The 16,310-nt window shown below is 61.8% G+C and carries 18 protein-coding genes; 11 read left to right on the top strand and 7 right to left on the bottom strand.

Features of this window, described 5'->3' with window-relative positions; translation table 11 throughout:
* Positions 1-4 precede the first annotated feature (4 nt).
* The 5 genes from RCF49_RS19180 to RCF49_RS19160 are packed head-to-tail and all read right to left on the bottom strand — an operon-like array spanning position 5 to position 4,410.
* Positions 5-727, bottom strand: a complete 723-nt coding sequence (locus RCF49_RS19180; protein WP_342641389.1) for an ABC transporter ATP-binding protein — start codon at positions 725-727, stop codon at positions 5-7.
* Positions 724-1,452, bottom strand: a complete 729-nt coding sequence (locus RCF49_RS19175) for an ABC transporter ATP-binding protein (protein ID WP_342641388.1) — start codon at positions 1,450-1,452, stop codon at positions 724-726. Before RCF49_RS19175 ends, RCF49_RS19180 begins: the two co-directional genes overlap by 4 nt.
* Entirely contained in the window at positions 1,449-2,378 is a 930-nt protein-coding gene (locus tag RCF49_RS19170; RefSeq protein ID WP_342641387.1) for a branched-chain amino acid ABC transporter permease, read from the bottom strand. The genes RCF49_RS19175 and RCF49_RS19170 overlap by 4 nt, the downstream gene beginning before the upstream one ends.
* The gene (locus RCF49_RS19165) at positions 2,375-3,259 is read right to left on the bottom strand and encodes a branched-chain amino acid ABC transporter permease (protein WP_342641386.1); all 885 of its coding nucleotides are present in this window, start codon (positions 3,257-3,259) and stop codon (positions 2,375-2,377) included. Before RCF49_RS19165 ends, RCF49_RS19170 begins: the two co-directional genes overlap by 4 nt.
* 8 nt (positions 3,260-3,267) lie before the next feature.
* Entirely contained in the window at positions 3,268-4,410 is a 1,143-nt protein-coding gene (locus tag RCF49_RS19160; RefSeq protein ID WP_342641385.1) for an acyl-CoA dehydrogenase family protein, read from the bottom strand.
* Positions 4,411-4,560: 150 nt separating this feature from the next.
* Here RCF49_RS19160 and RCF49_RS19155 point away from each other — a divergent pair, with 150 nt between their 5' ends.
* A complete protein-coding gene (locus tag RCF49_RS19155) occupies positions 4,561-5,256 on the top strand; it encodes a GntR family transcriptional regulator (protein ID WP_342641384.1) in 696 nt (231 codons plus the stop codon).
* Complete coding sequence (gene leuC, locus RCF49_RS19150; protein ID WP_342641383.1) at positions 5,253-6,671, top strand: 3-isopropylmalate dehydratase large subunit; 1,419 nt, start codon at positions 5,253-5,255, stop codon at positions 6,669-6,671. The genes RCF49_RS19155 and leuC overlap by 4 nt, the downstream gene beginning before the upstream one ends.
* Here leuC and RCF49_RS19145 read toward each other — a convergent pair.
* Entirely contained in the window at positions 6,643-8,109 is a 1,467-nt protein-coding gene (locus RCF49_RS19145) for an adenylate/guanylate cyclase domain-containing protein (RefSeq protein WP_342641382.1), read from the bottom strand. The genes leuC and RCF49_RS19145 overlap by 29 nt on opposite strands.
* Positions 8,110-8,662: 553 nt before the next feature.
* On the opposite strand from RCF49_RS19145, the gene RCF49_RS19140 reads away from it, so the two are divergent.
* From RCF49_RS19140 to yut, 9 genes are all read left to right on the top strand, one after another.
* Positions 8,663-9,268 (top strand): HupE/UreJ family protein, encoded by a 606-nt coding sequence (locus RCF49_RS19140; protein WP_342641381.1) that lies wholly within the window; start codon positions 8,663-8,665, stop codon positions 9,266-9,268.
* A gap of 72 nt (positions 9,269-9,340) precedes the next feature.
* On the top strand, positions 9,341-9,643 hold the full coding sequence (locus tag RCF49_RS19135) for an urease subunit gamma (protein WP_342641380.1): 303 nt from the start codon (positions 9,341-9,343) through the stop codon (positions 9,641-9,643).
* Between the two features lie 13 nt (positions 9,644-9,656).
* The gene (locus tag RCF49_RS19130) at positions 9,657-10,148 is read left to right on the top strand and encodes an urease subunit beta (RefSeq protein WP_342641379.1); all 492 of its coding nucleotides are present in this window, start codon (positions 9,657-9,659) and stop codon (positions 10,146-10,148) included.
* 54 nt (positions 10,149-10,202) lie between these two features.
* Positions 10,203-11,924, top strand: coding sequence for an urease subunit alpha (locus RCF49_RS19125; protein ID WP_342641378.1), 1,722 nt, complete (start codon positions 10,203-10,205; stop codon positions 11,922-11,924).
* A gap of 10 nt (positions 11,925-11,934) precedes the next feature.
* A complete protein-coding gene (ureE, locus tag RCF49_RS19120) occupies positions 11,935-12,522 on the top strand; it encodes an urease accessory protein UreE (RefSeq protein WP_342641377.1) in 588 nt (195 codons plus the stop codon).
* A gap of 11 nt (positions 12,523-12,533) precedes the next feature.
* Positions 12,534-13,223, top strand: a complete 690-nt coding sequence (locus tag RCF49_RS19115) for an urease accessory protein UreF (RefSeq protein ID WP_342641376.1) — start codon at positions 12,534-12,536, stop codon at positions 13,221-13,223.
* Positions 13,224-13,234: 11 nt separating this feature from the next.
* Entirely contained in the window at positions 13,235-13,867 is a 633-nt protein-coding gene (gene ureG, locus RCF49_RS19110) for an urease accessory protein UreG (protein ID WP_342641375.1), read from the top strand.
* A 7-nt stretch (positions 13,868-13,874) separates the two neighbouring features.
* Positions 13,875-14,783 (top strand): urease accessory protein UreD, encoded by a 909-nt coding sequence (locus RCF49_RS19105; RefSeq protein ID WP_342644242.1) that lies wholly within the window; start codon positions 13,875-13,877, stop codon positions 14,781-14,783.
* A 12-nt stretch (positions 14,784-14,795) separates the two neighbouring features.
* On the top strand, positions 14,796-15,815 hold the full coding sequence (gene yut / locus RCF49_RS19100; RefSeq protein WP_342641374.1) for an urea transporter: 1,020 nt from the start codon (positions 14,796-14,798) through the stop codon (positions 15,813-15,815).
* Positions 15,816-15,843: 28 nt separating this feature from the next.
* On the opposite strand, the gene RCF49_RS19095 is transcribed toward yut, so the two are convergent.
* Positions 15,844-16,308, bottom strand: coding sequence for a DUF1801 domain-containing protein (locus RCF49_RS19095; protein WP_342644241.1), 465 nt, complete (start codon positions 16,306-16,308; stop codon positions 15,844-15,846).
* Positions 16,309-16,310 lie beyond the last annotated feature (2 nt).

Below are 16,310 nucleotides of genomic sequence, written 5' to 3'. Positions count from 1 at the left end.
TCGTTCACAAACCGAGATAGGCCGTTCGCAGGCGCTCATCCTTGGTGACCGTGTCCATTGGACCGGACAGGGCGACATGGCCCTCCTCCAGCACCAGGCAGCGGTCGGCGACCTTGGTCGCATAGCCGACGCTCTGCTCGGCCATGACAATGGCGCATTCTTGCTCGGCCTTGATCCTGGCGAGAGCTGTGAACAGGTCCTCGACGATCTTCGGCGCAAGTCCGGCGGAAGGCTCGTCCAGCAGCAGCACATTGGGCTCGGTCATCAGCGCCCGACCCACGGCGAGCATCTGCCGCTGGCCGCCGCTCAAGGTGCCCGCTGCGGACTCGGAGCGAGCATGCAACACGGGAAACAGCGCGAAAACGTGCTCGAGCAGCTCGCCCTTTGGCTTGCCGGCCCGTCCCGAATGGGTCGCGACATAGGGACCGATCAGATTGTCCATGACGCTCAAGTTCGGGAAGCAGCGGGCGCCATCGGGAACGAGGGATATGCCGCGCAGGGGCAATTGCCAGGATGGCAAGCGGTCGAGCCTTTCCCCGCGCAAGGTCAGCTCGCGCCTTGCGCATGCAACCGTTCCGATCAGGGCACGTAGCGTGGTGGATTTCCCTGCGCCATTGGAGCCCAGAACGACCAGCATCTCGCCGGGCTCAACGGAGAATTCGACAGCATCGAGCACAACGAGCTTGCCGTAACGTGCATGGGCTATGGAGACGGAAAAGGTGCTCATAACGCAAAGCCCTTGCCGAGATAGGCCTCGCGCACCGCGGGATCGCTGAGCGCCTGTTCGGGGGTGCCGCGCGCCAGGACCGAACCATTGTTGAGCACCACCACGCCCCCGCAGAGGTCGGCAATGATGCGCATCACATGCTCGATGATAACGATGGTCAGCCCGGCTGCATGGATCTGCCGAATGATGCGGACGACCTGATAAGCATCCTCATGGGACAGTCCCGCCATCACCTCATCGAGCAGAAGCACGGAGGGGCCGCAGGCGAGCGCGCGGGCAATCTCCAGCCGGCGCAGATCCGGTACGGAAAGCTGGGCGCAGGGCCTGCGAAACACCGGCATGAGACCGCAGAAATCGGCAATCGACCGCTCGTCGGTGAGGCCATTGATCAGCCGGTCGCGCCGCCCGACATAGATCAAGGGAACACTGATCACTTCTTCGACTGTCAGCTCCGGCGGCACCTTCGGGATCTGGTAGGTGCGGGCGAGCCCCTGCGCCACGATCTGATCCGGGCGCAGGACGCTGATCTTGGTGTCGCCCAGGAAGACCTCGCCGGCGGTTGGCGGGATCTGCCCCGAGATGAGGTTGACCAGCGTGCTCTTGCCCGATCCGTTCGGGCCGATGAGCCCGGTGATCTGGCCCTGTTCAAAGACCAGCGACACATTGTTGACCGCGTTCAGGCCGCCGAACGAGACCACGGCGTTGCGGGTCGCCAGCGCGCTCATGACCTCTGCCTCGCGAAGTTGAGAATGCGGTTGAACAGGCCGACGATGCCGGTGGGCATGAGCACCACGAACAGGATGATCACCGCGCCGTAGACAACCTGATAGCCAACGCCGCCAATCACGGTGCGAGCGGTTTCCTCCAGCGCCCTGATCACGAGAGCGCCCAGCAGCGGCCCGAGGGTCGTGTCCATGCCACCGAGGATGACGGTCGCCAGAGGCAGGACACTCCAGTTCAGGTTGAAGACGTCGGTGGGCACCACATAGCCATAGAGGCCGCCATAACAGGCACCGGCTATGCCGGCGAGGATGCCTGAGATGGTGAAGGCGATGATGCGCAGCCGCACGACCGGAATGCCCGAGGCAGCGGCGAGGGCCGGGTTGGTCCGCACCAGGAACAAAGCGGGGCGCATCCGGCGTGACAGGAAGAAATCCGAGACCATGGCCGCGATCACCAGCAGGGCGGTGATCGCCAAAAGCTGATGGACGGGATCACCGCCCATGAGCAGCGGCGGGATGACCCCGCCCGACCCGCCGGTCCAATCGCTGAACACCAGGACAGCCACTTGCATCGAGAGGGTGAGGCCCATGGTGGCGATGGCGAAATACATCTTGCGCAGGCGCAAGGTGAGCAAGCCCAGCAGCACCGCAAGCACGCCGCAGACCACGACGACGCTGGCCCAGGCGAGCGCTGTGCCAAGCACTTCGGCAAGCAGCGCCACGGAATAGGTTCCGACCCCGAAAAAGGCCGCGGAGCCGAGGGACACCTGCCCGGTCCTCGACAGGATGTCCCAGGCCAGCGCCATGATCGCCGAGATCATGATGCCGATGAACAGCTGCACCCAGAACGGCTGGGCAAAGAGTGCTATGCCGCAGCCAATAATGGCGATCGCCAGATAGGTCAGAACGCGCACGGCCGGGGATCTCATGCGCGCATTTCCTTGCCGAAGAGACCCGTCGGGCGGACGAGCAGCACCAGCACGATCACGAGGAAGGCTACTCCATAGCTCCAGCTCGCTCCGTGCGAGACGAAGGTGCTGGTCAGACCTTCGGCAATCGACAGCAGCACGGCGCCGATCATCGCACCGGGGATGCTGCCGAGCCCGGCAAGGGCGACGATGGCGAAGGCGCGGACGACCAGATCGAGGCCTACGCTCGGCTGAACGTAGAGGACAAGCGCCACGAGGCCGCCGGCGATGCCGGCCGTGAACCCGCCGATGACGAAGGACACGCCGAACATGCGGTTGACATTCACGCCTGAAAGCACGGCAAGCTCGGGATCATCGCTTGCCAAGCGCAACTGAACGCCATAGCGGGTGAAGGAGATGAACGAAATCAGGGCGATATAGAGAATAACCCCCACCAGCAGCACAAGGAGGTTGTTGCCGGGGATGGTCACGCCACCAAGGTGCAGGGATGGCAGCAGCGATGGTCCATGCAGCGCGCGGGAATCCGGGCTCCACCAGATGACAGCAAGGTTGAGGATCAGTATGGAGAGGCCGAGGGTCGCCAGGATCTGGTTGTGCTCGTCCTGACGCAGGACGCGCGCCAGGAATGCCCAGAAGACGAGCTGGGACAGGGCCGCCATGGCGATGCCGGCGACGAGCATTCCGATCACCGGCGGCACGCCGTAAAGCGTGTCCAGGAAGTAGGTTATGAATGCGCCGAGCATGACAAATTCGCCATGGGCGAAATTGATGATGCGCGTCACCCCGAATTCGAGCGTCAGGCCCGAGGCCACCGACGCATAGAGGCCGGCGACAGTCAGGGAGAGCAGCAATGTCTGGGCGATGATCGCGGTGTCGAACATCGCTCGCCTCAGGCCAGGATGCTGCGTGCGATCTGAATACGCTGCATTTCCGAGGTCCCCTCGCCGATGCGGAAGCCGCGCACGTCCCGATAGAAGCGTTCGATGGGCAGATCGCACATGAAGCCAGCACCGCCGAAGATCTGCAGGACCCGGTCGGCGATGCGGCCGGCGGTCTCGCTGGCAAAGAGCTTGGCGCGAGAGGCAGCAATGCGGAAACCGGGATCGCCCGCATCGGCGAGATGAGCGGCTTTCTGAGCAAGCAGCCGGGCCGCGTCGAGCTCGACATCGCAATCGGCGATCTGAAACTGTATCGCCTGATGCTCTGCCAGCGGCTTGCCGAAGGTCACCCGCTCGCGCGCATAGGGGATGGCATATTCCATCAAGGTGCGGCCGATGCCGATGCAGCGGCAGGCGACGAACAGGCGGTCGTTGTTGACCGTCGCCATAATGGTCTTGAAGCCCTCGCCCACCCCGCCTAGCACATTGGCATCGGGGATGAAGCAGTTCTCGAGCGAGAAGGCCGAGAGGTGATAACCCTTCCAACCCATTTTCCGGAAGCGCCGGGTGAAGACGAGGCCCGGATTGTGCCGATCGACGAGAAAGGTTGTGAGCTTGCTTTTCAGTGGAGCGGAACGATCGGTTACCGCAAGGACGATGATATAGTCCGCATGCTCAGCATTCGAGATGAACTGTTTGCTGCCCGTGAGGCGCCAGCCGCCATCAACTTTCTCAGCGCGGGTCTGGAGGGCGGAAAGATCGGAGCCCGCAGCCGGTTCGGTCAGGGCGTAGGCCACGGTCATCTCGCCGGCCATGACCGGCTTCAGCAGCCATTCCCGCTGCTCCTCGTCACAGGCGCGTAGGGATCCCGGAAGATGCCCGATCGCCTCCCCCAGCGGCATGCTGGTGCTGCCCATCTCCTCGTCGATGACGCATTGCGCGGCGATCATCAGACCCGGCCCGCCCAGCTCGACGGGCATGTTGTAACCATAGAGCCCTGCCCTGCGGGCCTCCTGACGCAACTCCTTCAGCAAACCAGGATCAATATCGTCGGCCGCATCGACAGCGGCCTCATGAGGACGAAGGTGGCGCTCGATGAACGCGCGGACAGTATCGCGCAGCAGCCGGTGTTCGTCGGGTGACGCAAGTTCCACATCAGCCTCCTGGTTGTTCCTCGAGCCGTCTGCCCGGGCGGGCGCCGACTGGTAAATTTTTTGCTTGTTTTGTAGGACAATATTGTCCGACTCGATGTTCCGTCAATCTAAAAGAGCTGCTAGAACTGAACCGGAAGGAGAACTGGCTGAATGCGTGAGATGGAGGCGATCGAGCTGGACCAGCGGCGGGGGGAGACCGTCGATCTCGTTGTGGACTATCTCCGCCGCGGGATCCTGGCGGGCGAATTCGCGCCGGGTCAGCGGCTGATTTCGCGCGAGATCATCGAGCAGATCGGGGTGAGCCGCGGCCCGCTGCGGGAGGCCTTCCGCCGGTTGGCTGCGGAAGGGCTGATCGAGCTCACCACAAACCGCGGTGCCTCGGTGCGGCGGTTTTCCCGGGACGAGATCGCGGAGATTTTCGAGATCCGGGAAATGCTGGAAGGGCTCGCGGCACAGCTTGCGGCGAAGAAGATCGATCTGCGGGATAACAGGCGGCGTTTCGAAGAAATCTGGGCGCCGCAGGCCTCTCGCAAATTCACCTCCTCCCAGGAATTCATCGAGGCCAACCGGCTGCTGCACCGGGTCATCATGGAGATCAGCGGGAATGCGCAGCTGAGCAAGCTGATCGATCAGATGGCCCTGCCCGTGGTGATGTTCCAGCTGCGCCGGTTGATGTCGCCGGAAGACGTCACAAAATCCATGCAGGAGCATATCGCGATTGCCGAAGCCATCCTGGCGGGCGATGGCCAAAGAGCCGAAGACGCTATGCGCACGCATCTGCGCAGCTCGGCCGCGCGCTTCATGAAAATGCCCGCCACGGCATTCCGCCCGGGAGGAGAGCAATGAAGGCACCGATGACGCTTTACGACAAGATTTGGGCCGATCATGTGGTCGACCAGACGGAAGACGGCACCTGTCTCCTCTATATCGACCGGCACCTCGTCCATGAAGTCTCAAGCCCGCAGGCGTTTGAGGGATTGCGGATGACGGCGCGCAAGGTCCGGGCGCCGGAGAAGACGCTGGCGGTGGTTGACCACAATGTGCCGACCACGGACCGCAGCCACGGGATCGATGATCCGGAATCGGCGACCCAGATCGAGACGCTGGCGCGCAATGCCCGCGATTTCGGCATCGAATATTTCAACGAGGTCGATAAGCGCCAGGGGATCGTGCATATCATCGGCCCTGAGCAAGGCTTCACCCTGCCGGGCACCACGATCGTGTGCGGCGACAGCCATACCTCGACCCATGGGGCGTTCGGCGCGCTGGCGCATGGCATCGGCACCTCCGAGGTCGAGCATGTGCTGGCCACGCAGACGCTGATCCAGCGCAAGGCCAAGAACATGCGGGTGGTGGTGGATGGCCGGTTGCCGGAGGGGGTGACGGCGAAGGACATCATCCTGGCGATCATCGGCGAGATCGGCACGGCGGGCGGCACGGGCCATGTGCTGGAATATGCGGGGGAAGCGATCCGCAGCCTGTCGATGGAAGGGCGGATGACGGTGTGCAACATGTCGATCGAGGGCGGTGCCCGGGCCGGCATGATCGCGCCGGACGAGAAGACCTTCGCCTATATCAAGGACCGGCCGCGGGCCCCGAAGGGTGCGGCATGGGATCTGGCGCGGCGCTATTGGGAGAGGCTCTATACGGATGAGGGCGCCCATTTCGATTACGAGCTGCGGCTGAATGCGGCGGATCTGCCGCCGATCGTGACCTGGGGGACGAGCCCTGAGGATGTTGTGTCGGTGACGGGGCAGGTTCCCGATCCCTCGCGGGTCGAGGACGAGCACAAGCGCGAGGCGATGCAGCGGGCGCTCGACTATATGGGACTGGCTGCGGGCACCCGGGTGACGGATATCGCGCTGGACCGGGTGTTCATCGGCTCGTGCACGAATGGACGGATCGAGGATCTGCGTGCAGCGGCGCGGGTGATCGAGGGACGCAAGGTCTCGGAGCGGGTGCAGGCAATGGTGGTGCCGGGCTCGGGCCTGGTGAAGCTGCAGGCGGAGCAGGAGGGTCTGGACAAGATCTTCAAGGCGGCCGGTTTTGACTGGCGCGAGCCGGGCTGCTCGATGTGCCTGGCGATGAATGCGGACAAGCTGAACCCGAAGGAGCGGTGCGCGTCCACCTCGAACCGCAATTTCGAGGGCCGTCAGGGCAAGGGCGGGCGCACCCATCTGGTCTCGCCGGCCATGGCGGCGGCCGCAGCCATCGCAGGCCATTTCGTCGATGTCAGGCAGTGGGGCGGCTCTCACCCTTGAGCAAGCCGGGATCACCTGATCGGTGATCAATCAAGGGTGCGAATTCCTCGGTGCCTTTCGCATGCGCTCTGATCGTGCTGCTCTTTCCACGCAGCGATATGTTCAGCACCCGGTCAAATTCGCCGGCAGCCGATAAGCCCGCCGCGGCGAGGCATGCATCCGAGACCAGAATGCGCACGCCGAGTTCGCGTGTGGCGGCCTCCAGCCGACTGGCCACGTTCACGACATCGCCGACCACTGTGAACTCGATCCGGCGGTCGGCCCCGAGATTGCCTACGACCACTTCGCCATAGTGAAGGCCGATGGCAACCTTGATCTCGCTCGCGGCCCGATGCCGCCGCTTGGCATTCCATTTCTTCATCTCTTCCTGCAGAGCCAATGCACAGGAGAGCGCGCGCTGCGCGGCGTCGGCCTGGTGTTCGAGCCCGCCAAAGGTTGCCATGAAGCCGTCGCCGAGGAATTTGTCGAGGGTGCCACCATGCTCGAAGACAATCCGGCAGCTCCTGGTTTGAAAGCTGCGGAGAAGATCGAAAATCTGCTCGGCACTCAGCCGTTCGGACAGGCCGGTGAAGCCGATGATGTCCGCGAACATGACGGCAACATTGCGCCTTGTCGGCTCGCCAAAGCCCAGATCCGCCTTACTTGCCATTGCCTCAGCCACATCAGGGGACACATAGCGCGCCAAATCGCTGCGGGTGACCTCGGCGCGAACCTGGCCGATCAACGTGGCGCGGCTTCTCCAGACGGCGAGCGCAATGATCAAGGTGAGCAGCGCAGTGACAATGAGCTGCGTCCACCATTGGGTCAGACTGACAAAGGTCGGATCAAAGACAAGCCGCAGCGCATCGCCATCGGACAAGGAGCCACTGCCTGCGGTCACGTCGGAGAAGCGGGTCGTGCCGGGCAGCCAATAGACAATCATCACCCCGAAGGACCAGATCCCGGAGATCGCAAGGCCGGTCCAAATCACCAGCAGGGGCGAATAGGTCAGGACGGCCTCTGCCAAGAGCAGAAGCAGATAGAGATATTCCTGACCGCGCAGCCTGGTCTGCACCGGCCAGTCCGCAGCAAGCCCGCCGAGGGGTGGTGTGAGGATTGCAGCAGTGACCAGCGCCACGTCCAAGGCAATGAAGATCGCTTTGATCAGCTTTGCGAAACGATGGTATCGCAGCCGGTACGGCACATAGCTCAGGACAAAGAAGAGCGCGACGATCGTGAGATAGTAGATATCGCGCGGCCATGCGACGCTGAACAGGAGCCAGACCGCCAATATGGCCAGAATCAGGGTGCGCACACGAAAGGCAAGGACAATGCCTGCAATCTCCGCATCATGAACGCTGCTGCCCAGCCGGCCGGTCAGGGCCGAGCGCCACCACGCAGGAGCGCCCAAGCGCAAGGGCCAAAACAAGGGCTTCTTCGTTTCGGCTGAAGCGCTCACGAACACTCCTATTATCCGATCGAGCAATGCCTTCGCAGCGTTTCGTTTTTCCTCGACCAGCGAAACGCGCCTCACGCGCCTTTGCTCGATCGCATCTTCTCCACGCGAACCGCTATCCAGTTCGCTCCGGATGCTCTAGGCAGCCGATGTCGCTGTAAATCCAACTGTCCGTGATTGCGGAACGATTGCCCTTCGAGCGGGGGTCACGCGCTGAGCGATCCGCGTGTGTGATTGCTTAACGATATTCCACGGGCAAACGAGCATTTCTCTTATCATTTTAGACAACATCCCCAACCCTCGCCTCAAAGCGTCACGATCACACTAGTTCAATCCTAAGCAAGCACCATGATTATAGCCGGCATAAATCTGCATAAAGTGCGTACACAGATATTGTGTATTCGGAAATTTTACCAAGATCTACTCATTCATAAAATAGTACATATCGTAACCTGCGCTTAAACTTCGTCTGCGTAACCTAGTACCAGCCCCCGCGCAACTTGGCAGTCATCGGGTGTAGGCCCAGCTGCGTGATTGTCATCTCAGGAGATCTTTGATGAAGTTGAGATGCTTGATGGCCTGGCTGTTGCTTGCAGCCACTGCTGTGTTTCACCCGTCCATCGCTTTCGCCCATACGGGGCTCGGATCGGAGGCGGGCTTCGTTCACGGCTTCCTCCATCCATTCACGGGTATGGACCATACGTTGGCAATGCTGGCGGTCGGCATTGTCGCCTACCAGATCGGCGGGCGGGCGCTCTGGCTCGTGCCGGTGAGCTTTGTCCTGGCCATGGCGGTCGGCGGGGTTCTCGGCATGTGGGGCGTCAATGTTCCCTTCGTCGAACTCGGCATCGCATTGTCGGTCATCGTTCTCGGCGCGGCCATCGCTCTCGGCATGCCGGCACCACTGGCGGCGGTGATGGCCATTGTCGGCCTCTTCGCCATCTTCCATGGACACGCGCATGGCACCGAAATTCCGGAAAGCGCCAGTGGCCTCACCTATGGGCTTGGCTTCATGGGTGCCACAGGGCTCTTGCATCTCGGCGGGATCGGGATCGGGCTGCTGATCGGGTGGGCCGGTAAGAACCATGAGCGCGTATTGGCCCGCGCCGCTGGTGGCCTCATGTCGATTGCGGGAATAGGCATTCTCGCCGGGATGATGTGATCGTCGCGCGCTGCTTCGCTCGTAATGCAAGCTTATTCGCCACTCGTCAAATAATCCTCGAGGAGCTTTGCCGTGGATCTTACTCCGAGAGAGTTCGATAAGCTTATCATCTACTCACTGGCCGAGATCGCACTGAAGCGAAAGGCCAAAGGGATCAAGCTCAATCATCCTGAATCGGTCGCAATATTGTCGGCCTATGTGCTGGACGGCGCGCGCGAAGGCCGAACCGTCGAGGATGTCATGAAGGGCGCGCGCAGTGTGCTGACGAGCGATGACGTGATGCCGGGCGTGCCCGATCTCATCCCGATGATCCAGGTCGAAGCCGTATTCACCGACGGCAGCCGGCTTGTGACGCTGCACCAGCCGATCCAATAGGAGCACGGGAGCGATGACCGAAACACCGAAAACAGAAAACCCATCGCCAGACGCAAAGACCGACGTAAAGCCGCAAGCGGCCGCGACAGAGCATACCGCACAGGATGCGGGCCGCGTGCCGGTCGGCGGCTATGTGCTTGGCGCCGAGCCCATCGAGCTCAATGCCGGGCGACCACGGGTGGTCCTGAAGGTGCGCAATACGGGCGATCGGCCCATTCAGGTCGGCTCACATTTCCACTTCATGGAAGTGAACCGCTACCTTTCTTTCGATCGCGCCAAGGCATTCGGGATGCGGCTCGATATTCCCGCCTGCACGGCGATCCGTTTCGAGCCGGGGGACGAGAAGGATGTGACTCTGGTGCCGTTTGGCGGCAAGCGGTTCACCTATGGATTCAACAATCTCGTGGATGGCTGGACCGGCGAAGGCCCCAACCCCGGCTATCGACCGAATTTCGAAGCCGCCATGCGGCGGGCGCGGGAGCGAGGATTTAAGTCCACGCCGTGAGATTACCGCACATGCTTGGATCGCCCGCGCCGAAAACGTCAGGACAATGAGCCAATGACACAGATATCCCGCCGCCAATATGCCGACCTTTATGGCCCAACGGTTGGCGACAAGATCCGACTGGGTGACACCGATCTTTACGTTGAAATCGAGAAGGACCTGCGCGCGGTCTATGGCGATGAGCTGCAGTATGGCGGCGGCAAGACACTGCGCGATGGAATGGGGTCCGACAGCCTGCTCACGCAGGAGGCCGGCTGCCTCGATCTCGTCATCACCAATGTGACGATCCTCGATCCGACGATCGGTGTGGTGAAGGCCGATGTCGGCATACGGAACGGCGTGATCGCGGGCATTGGCAAGGCCGGCAATCCGAGCACCATGGACGGGGTTACGCCCGGACTTGTGACAGGTGGCGCCACCGATGCCATATCCGGCGAACATCTCATTCTGACCGCGGGCGGCATGGACACCCATGTCCATTTCATCGCCCCGCAACAGACCTATGTGGCGCTCAGCAACGGCATCACCACGCTCTGGGGCGGTGGTATCGGCCCGGCTGACGGCACCAATGGGGTGACTTCAGTCAATGGCCCCTGGAACATGGAGATGATGCTGCGGGCCATCGAAGGCCTGCCGATCAATATCGGTTTTTGCGGCAAGGGCAATTCGACGGGAACGGCGCCGCTGGTGGAGCAGCTGGAGTCGGGCGCTGCCGGGTTCAAGGTGCACGAGGATTACGGGACCACCCCTTCCAACATCCGGTCGTGTCTCACCATTGCCGATGATTATGACGTTTCGGTCGCCATTCACACGGACACGCTGAACGAGGCGGGCTATGTGGAGGATACGATCGCTGCCTTTGACGGGCGGACCATCCACACATTCCACAGCGAGGGCGCCGGCGGCGGCCATGCGCCGGATCTGCTCAAGGTGGTGGGCCAGCGCAACGTTTTGCCGAGCTCGACCAATCCGACGTTGCCGGCGGGGGTCAATTCGGTGGCCGAGTTGTTCGACATGATCATGGTCTGCCATAACCTCAATCCGAAGATCCCCTCGGATGTGGCCTTTGCGGAGAGCCGCGTGCGTGGCGAGACCATCGTTGCTGAAAGCGTCCTCCATGACATGGGGGCGATCTCGATCATCGGCAGCGACTCGCAGGCCATGGGGCGAATTGGCGAGAATTTCCTGAGAGCTTTCCAGACTGCAGATGCCATGAAGCGGGCGCGCGGCAAGCTCCCGGAGGATGCGCCGGGCAACGATAATTTCCGGGTGCTCCGCTATCTCGCAAAGGTCACCATCAATCCGGCGATCACGGCCGGGCTTGCCCACGCGATCGGCTCGATAGAGACCGGCAAGGTCGCCGATCTGGTGCTGTGGTCGCCCGCCTTCTTTGCGGCAAAGCCGAAGATGGTGATCAAGGGCGGCATGATCGTGTGGGCGAATATGGGTGATCCCAATGCCTCACTGCCGACGCCACAGCCCATGTATCACCGGCCGATGTTCGGCGCCTTCGGCACTGCCTTGCCAAAGACCTGCATCAGCTTTGTTTCACAGGCCGCCTATGACCTCGGCGTCAAAGAGAAATACGAGCTCCAGCGGATGGTCATGCCGGTCCAGAACACACGGGTGCTCGGCAAGGAGCACATGGTGCTCAACAGCTATCTGCCAAAGATCGACGTCAATCCGCAGACCTTCGCGGTCACGGTCGATGGCGTGCATGCGACGGTGACGCCGCCGAAGACGATCGCGCTCAACCAACTGTATTTTTTCAGCTGAAAGGTTCGAGATGATCCTGATCGACTCTGTCCTTGGCAATTCGCGGGAACCGGTCTGGAAGGAAAGGTTGAGCTCGGCTCAGATCGATTGGCTGGTGCTCGATCAATGGGAAGCGCAGAAGAACCGCTTCCGCAGGCAAACCTCCGGTGGCATCGAACTGGCTGTTGCCCTGCGCCGCAACACGCATCTCCATGATGGAGACGTTCTCGTCTGGGACGGATCCAGCGAGCATGCCGTGGTGGTCAAGACCGAGCTCAAGAAGGTGATGGTGATCGACCTCAGCCGCGTGATGGACCAGAAGCCGGAGCTGATGCTGCGGACCTGCGTCGAGCTCGGGCATGCGCTTGGCAATCAACACTGGCCAGCGGTGGTCAAAGGCAAGAAGGTCTTCGTGCCGCTGACGCTCGATGAGATGGTGATGAGCTCGGTCATGCGGACCCATGACTTTCCGGCCGTCTCTTACGAGTTCGTGCCGGGCTCCGAGGTCATTCCCTATCTCGCGCCCCATGAGGCCCGCCGGCTGTTCGGCGGAGCGGAGATGGCCTCGGTTCATTCCCATGGCGATCACGCGCATGGGCATGCCCATAGCCACAGCTGATCATCGCTGCGATGGATGATCTCGCCAAAATCCTTCGCCTCGTCCAGTTCGCAGACTCAGCCTTGCCGGTCGGAGCCTTCTCCTTCTCGAACGGTCTTGAGTCGGCGATCCAGCAAGGCATCGTGCATGACGCGGAAACGCTGAAGGCGATGGTGCTCAGCGCGACGAAGCAGGCGGCAACGCTTGACGGTATTGCCCTTCTGGTCGCCCACCAGGCAGCGCGAATGTCGGATCTCTGCACGATCATTGCCGCTGATGAGGCGTCCTACCAGCGCAGGCTGGGTGAGGAGATGAGGCTGATGACCGTCCGCATGGGCCGCAAGCTCGGCGAGCTTGGAGAACATGTGGCGAAGACGCCATTGCTTGCAGACTGGATGGCAAGGGTGAGGTCCGGAACCACGCCCGGCACCTTCCCGGTCGGCCTCGCCATCGTCACCAGCGATCTCGGGATCGAGGCGAGCCAGGCCTTTGCCATGCATCAATATGGGGTTGCAGCGATGATGCTCGGCGCCGCGTTACGGTTGATGCGCATCTCGTTCCTCGAAACCCAGGCGATCCTGCTGGAGGTCAACGGGACCGTCGAGGACCTCTACGAGCAGGTCCGCGGGGGCACACTCTCGGATATGAGGAATTTCTCGCCTGTCACCGACATTTTGGCGGCCGTGCACGTGAAGGCGCATGTCCGCATGTTCATGAACTGAGGGCAGACACAATGAAAAATATCACACGCATCGGCGTTGGGGGCCCAGTCGGTTCCGGCAAGACCGCGATCGTTGAAGCGATCACGCCCCTGCTCATCAAGATGGGGCTGAAAATCCTGGTGGTCACGAATGACATCGTGACGACGGAGGATGCCAAACATGTGCAGCGCACGCTGAAGGGCATCCTGATCGAGGACCGCATCATCGGCGTAGAAACCGGCGGGTGCCCGCATACCGCGGTGCGCGAGGACCCGAGCATGAATCTCGCGGCCGTCGAGGAAATGGAAGCCCGCTTCCCAGACACGGATCTCGTGCTGATCGAGAGCGGTGGAGACAATCTCACGCTGACATTCAGCCCGGCGCTGATCGACTTCTTCATCTATGTCATCGATGTGGCGGCGGGCGACAAGATTCCGCGCAAGAACGGTCCCGGCATCACGCAATCGGATATCCTGGTCATCAACAAGACCGATCTGGCACCGCATGTGGGCGCGAGCCTCGAGGTCATGGATCGCGACTCGCGGATGATGCGCGACAAGAAGCCGTTCATCTTCACCAATTGCAAGACCGGGGAAGGCATTCCGGAACTCGTGCGTCTGATCCGGGAAAATGTGCTGTTCGATCTCGCCGTGCCAGCGGAATAGCCCCGTGCTGCTGGCCAGCGCCCCAGAGCTCTCCCGCTATCGGGACGAGCCCAAGCAATTGCCGAGCGGCGGGCTTGGAAAAGACGCTTTCCTTCGGCTCGGCTTCAGGCGTCGTGGCGGGCGGACGGCGCTGCTCGAACTCCATCGCCGCGCGCCCCTGCTCGTCCAGCAGGCGCTCTATTGGGATGAGGAGATGCCGAAGCTGCCTTGCGTCTCCATCATCAGCAATGCCGGCGGCATTCTGCAAGGCGACCGCTACGCGATCGAAATCGATCTCGCAGAGGGTGCTGAGGCACATGTTACGACGCAAGCGGCGACAAAGATCCATGAAATGGACGCCAATTTCGCCGCGCAGACCCAGGACATTACCCTCGCGGCCGGATCTTACCTGGAATATCTGCCCTATCCTGTGATCCCGCACAGGCACTCCCGGTTCATCAGCCATACGCGCATCATGATCGATCCCGATGCGACGTTGCTCTATTCCGAGATCTTGATGCCGGGGCGCAAGCATTACGGTGAAGGCGAGATCTTCGCCTATGACCTCTTCTCCTCATCCCTGCATGCGGAACGGCCCGACGGAACGGCCCTGTTTGCGGAGAAATTCGTCATCGAGCCGGAAACATCTGACATCCGCAACCCGGCTGTGATGGGCAAGTTCGACGTCTTCGCCAATGTTCTGCTGCTCACGCCGAAGGTGCATGCGGAGTCTCTCTTCGCGCAGGTCGAGCCGGTGATCGATGAGAAGGCCGGATGGGCTGCGGGGGTGAGCCGGCTGCCAGGGGACGCGGGGCTCATCTACAAGGTGCTGGGCATGGAGACGCAATTGGTACGGGCCAAGGTCCGTGCATTCTGGTCTCTGGTTCGACAGCAAGTGAAGGGTGTACCGGTGCCGGAAGAGTTCCTTTGGGGCTAAGGAGGACCGTTCATGACCGGACTTGCGGACTGGTGGAACGATATTATCGGGCGGAGCCGGGTCTTGCGGCTGCTCGATATCCATTTGCGCGGGGCTTCCCAGGTCATGCTCCAGAACAACCCGCTGACCGGCCTCATCTTCATCGTGGGTATCTTCTGGGGAGCGATCGCCGCCGGCAATCTCACCGTTGCGATCGGCGGCATCGTGGGACTGATCGCGGCGACGCTCACGGCCATTCTTCTCGAGGCTGACGACACCTCGCTTCGCCAGGGGCTGTTCGGCTTCAATGGTATTCTCGTCGGCATTGCCATTCCAAGTTTTCTCGCCATGAGCCCCGCGACGTGGCTTCTCCTGATCGTCGGCGCGGCCATCTCAACGATCGTCATGCTCGCCACCAGCCATGTGATGAAGGTGTGGGGCGTGCCCGCCCTCACATTCCCCTTCGTGCTGACGACCTGGCTTGCCGTGCTTGCCGCCTATTCCTTCGGGCATCTGTCGATCCGCGGCCTCGCGCCGCCGAGCCTGCCCGCGCCGATCGGCGACATGGCCGCCAGCCTCGATCTTTCCGCCGGCTTTCTGCTGAGCGCCAGCATCAAGGGCATTTCGCAGGTCTTTCTGATCAACAATCTGGTGACGGGCGCCCTGTTCATCCTGGCGCTGCTGGTGAGCTCGGGCTGGGCTGCGGCATTTGCGATCCTAGGCTCGGTCGTGAGCGTCGCGGTTGCCCTCGGCTTGGGCGCAAGCCCCACCAACATTGATGCGGGGCTTTACAGCTTCAGTCCGGTTCTCACCGCGATCGCGCTCGGATGCGTTTTCTTCAAGCCGTCCTGGCGCGTGGCGTTGTTCGCGCTGCTGGGCACGGTCTTCGCGGTCATCGTTCAGGCCGCGTTCGACACCGCGCTCGCGCCCATGGGTATTCCGACCTTCACGATCGCCTTCGTGCTGGTCACGTGGCTGTTCCTGTTGCCCAAGCTTGATCTCAAGCCGCATCGTCACGAGCCGCTGGATGACGGCATTCTCACCAGGAAATAGCCCTCACGTCCCGTCTGAGAGCCAGGATCTATGCGCCTTGGCTGCTCTTTCTCTTCTGAGAGCGAGCGCTTCGTGCCGACGTGTTCAGCGCCGCCGCGGCGCGAATGAGCGCCTTCAAGGCATCCTCGTCTATCTCGTCGCCCTCGTGGAAATCGATCGCCCGCCTCACATTGCCATCAAGGCTGGCGTTGAAGAGGCCTGTGGGGTCTTCCAGCGAGGCGCCCTTGGCGAAGGTCATCTTCACCGCAGTCTTATAGGTCTCACCGGTGCAGATGATGCCGGCATGAGACCAGACCGGAACGCCCCTCCACTTCCACTCCTCGACCACTTCGGGACAAGCCTCTTTGACGAGTGCCCGGATCCGGGCGAGCATCTCGCCACGCCAATCGCCGAGCGCCTTGATCCTGGCGTCGATCAGCTGCGAGGGAGAGGCTGCGGCCTCCGTTTCGTTGGAGTTGGCTTTTGCATTCATGGTGATTGTTGCTTTGCCCAGGG

The sequence above is a fragment of the Rhodoligotrophos sp. CJ14 genome, from assembly GCF_038811545.1.
Taxonomy (GTDB): Bacteria; Pseudomonadota; Alphaproteobacteria; order Rhizobiales; family Im1; genus Rhodoligotrophos; species Rhodoligotrophos ferricapiens.
Note: the sequence above shows the minus strand (reverse complement) of the source record. Positions and strands in the feature narration are given on the sequence as shown.

What these genes read in the sequence shown, in the direction of transcription:
- RCF49_RS19180 (WP_342641389.1), bottom strand. Translation starts at nt 727, where the DNA reads ATGAGCACCTTTTCCGTCTCCATAGCCCATGCACGTTACGGCAAGCTC.
- RCF49_RS19175 (WP_342641388.1), bottom strand. Translation starts at nt 1,452, where the DNA reads ATGAGCGCGCTGGCGACCCGCAACGCCGTGGTCTCGTTCGGCGGCCTG.
- RCF49_RS19170 (WP_342641387.1), bottom strand. Translation starts at nt 2,378, where the DNA reads ATGAGATCCCCGGCCGTGCGCGTTCTGACCTATCTGGCGATCGCCATT.
- RCF49_RS19165 (WP_342641386.1), bottom strand. Translation starts at nt 3,259, where the DNA reads ATGTTCGACACCGCGATCATCGCCCAGACATTGCTGCTCTCCCTGACT.
- RCF49_RS19155 (WP_342641384.1), top strand. Translation starts at nt 4,561, where the DNA reads ATGCGTGAGATGGAGGCGATCGAGCTGGACCAGCGGCGGGGGGAGACC.
- leuC (WP_342641383.1), top strand. Translation starts at nt 5,253, where the DNA reads ATGAAGGCACCGATGACGCTTTACGACAAGATTTGGGCCGATCATGTG.
- RCF49_RS19140 (WP_342641381.1), top strand. Translation starts at nt 8,663, where the DNA reads ATGAAGTTGAGATGCTTGATGGCCTGGCTGTTGCTTGCAGCCACTGCT.
- RCF49_RS19130 (WP_342641379.1), top strand. Translation starts at nt 9,657, where the DNA reads ATGACCGAAACACCGAAAACAGAAAACCCATCGCCAGACGCAAAGACC.
- RCF49_RS19125 (WP_342641378.1), top strand. Translation starts at nt 10,203, where the DNA reads ATGACACAGATATCCCGCCGCCAATATGCCGACCTTTATGGCCCAACG.
- ureE (WP_342641377.1), top strand. Translation starts at nt 11,935, where the DNA reads ATGATCCTGATCGACTCTGTCCTTGGCAATTCGCGGGAACCGGTCTGG.
- RCF49_RS19115 (WP_342641376.1), top strand. Translation starts at nt 12,534, where the DNA reads ATGGATGATCTCGCCAAAATCCTTCGCCTCGTCCAGTTCGCAGACTCA.
- ureG (WP_342641375.1), top strand. Translation starts at nt 13,235, where the DNA reads ATGAAAAATATCACACGCATCGGCGTTGGGGGCCCAGTCGGTTCCGGC.
- yut (WP_342641374.1), top strand. Translation starts at nt 14,796, where the DNA reads ATGACCGGACTTGCGGACTGGTGGAACGATATTATCGGGCGGAGCCGG.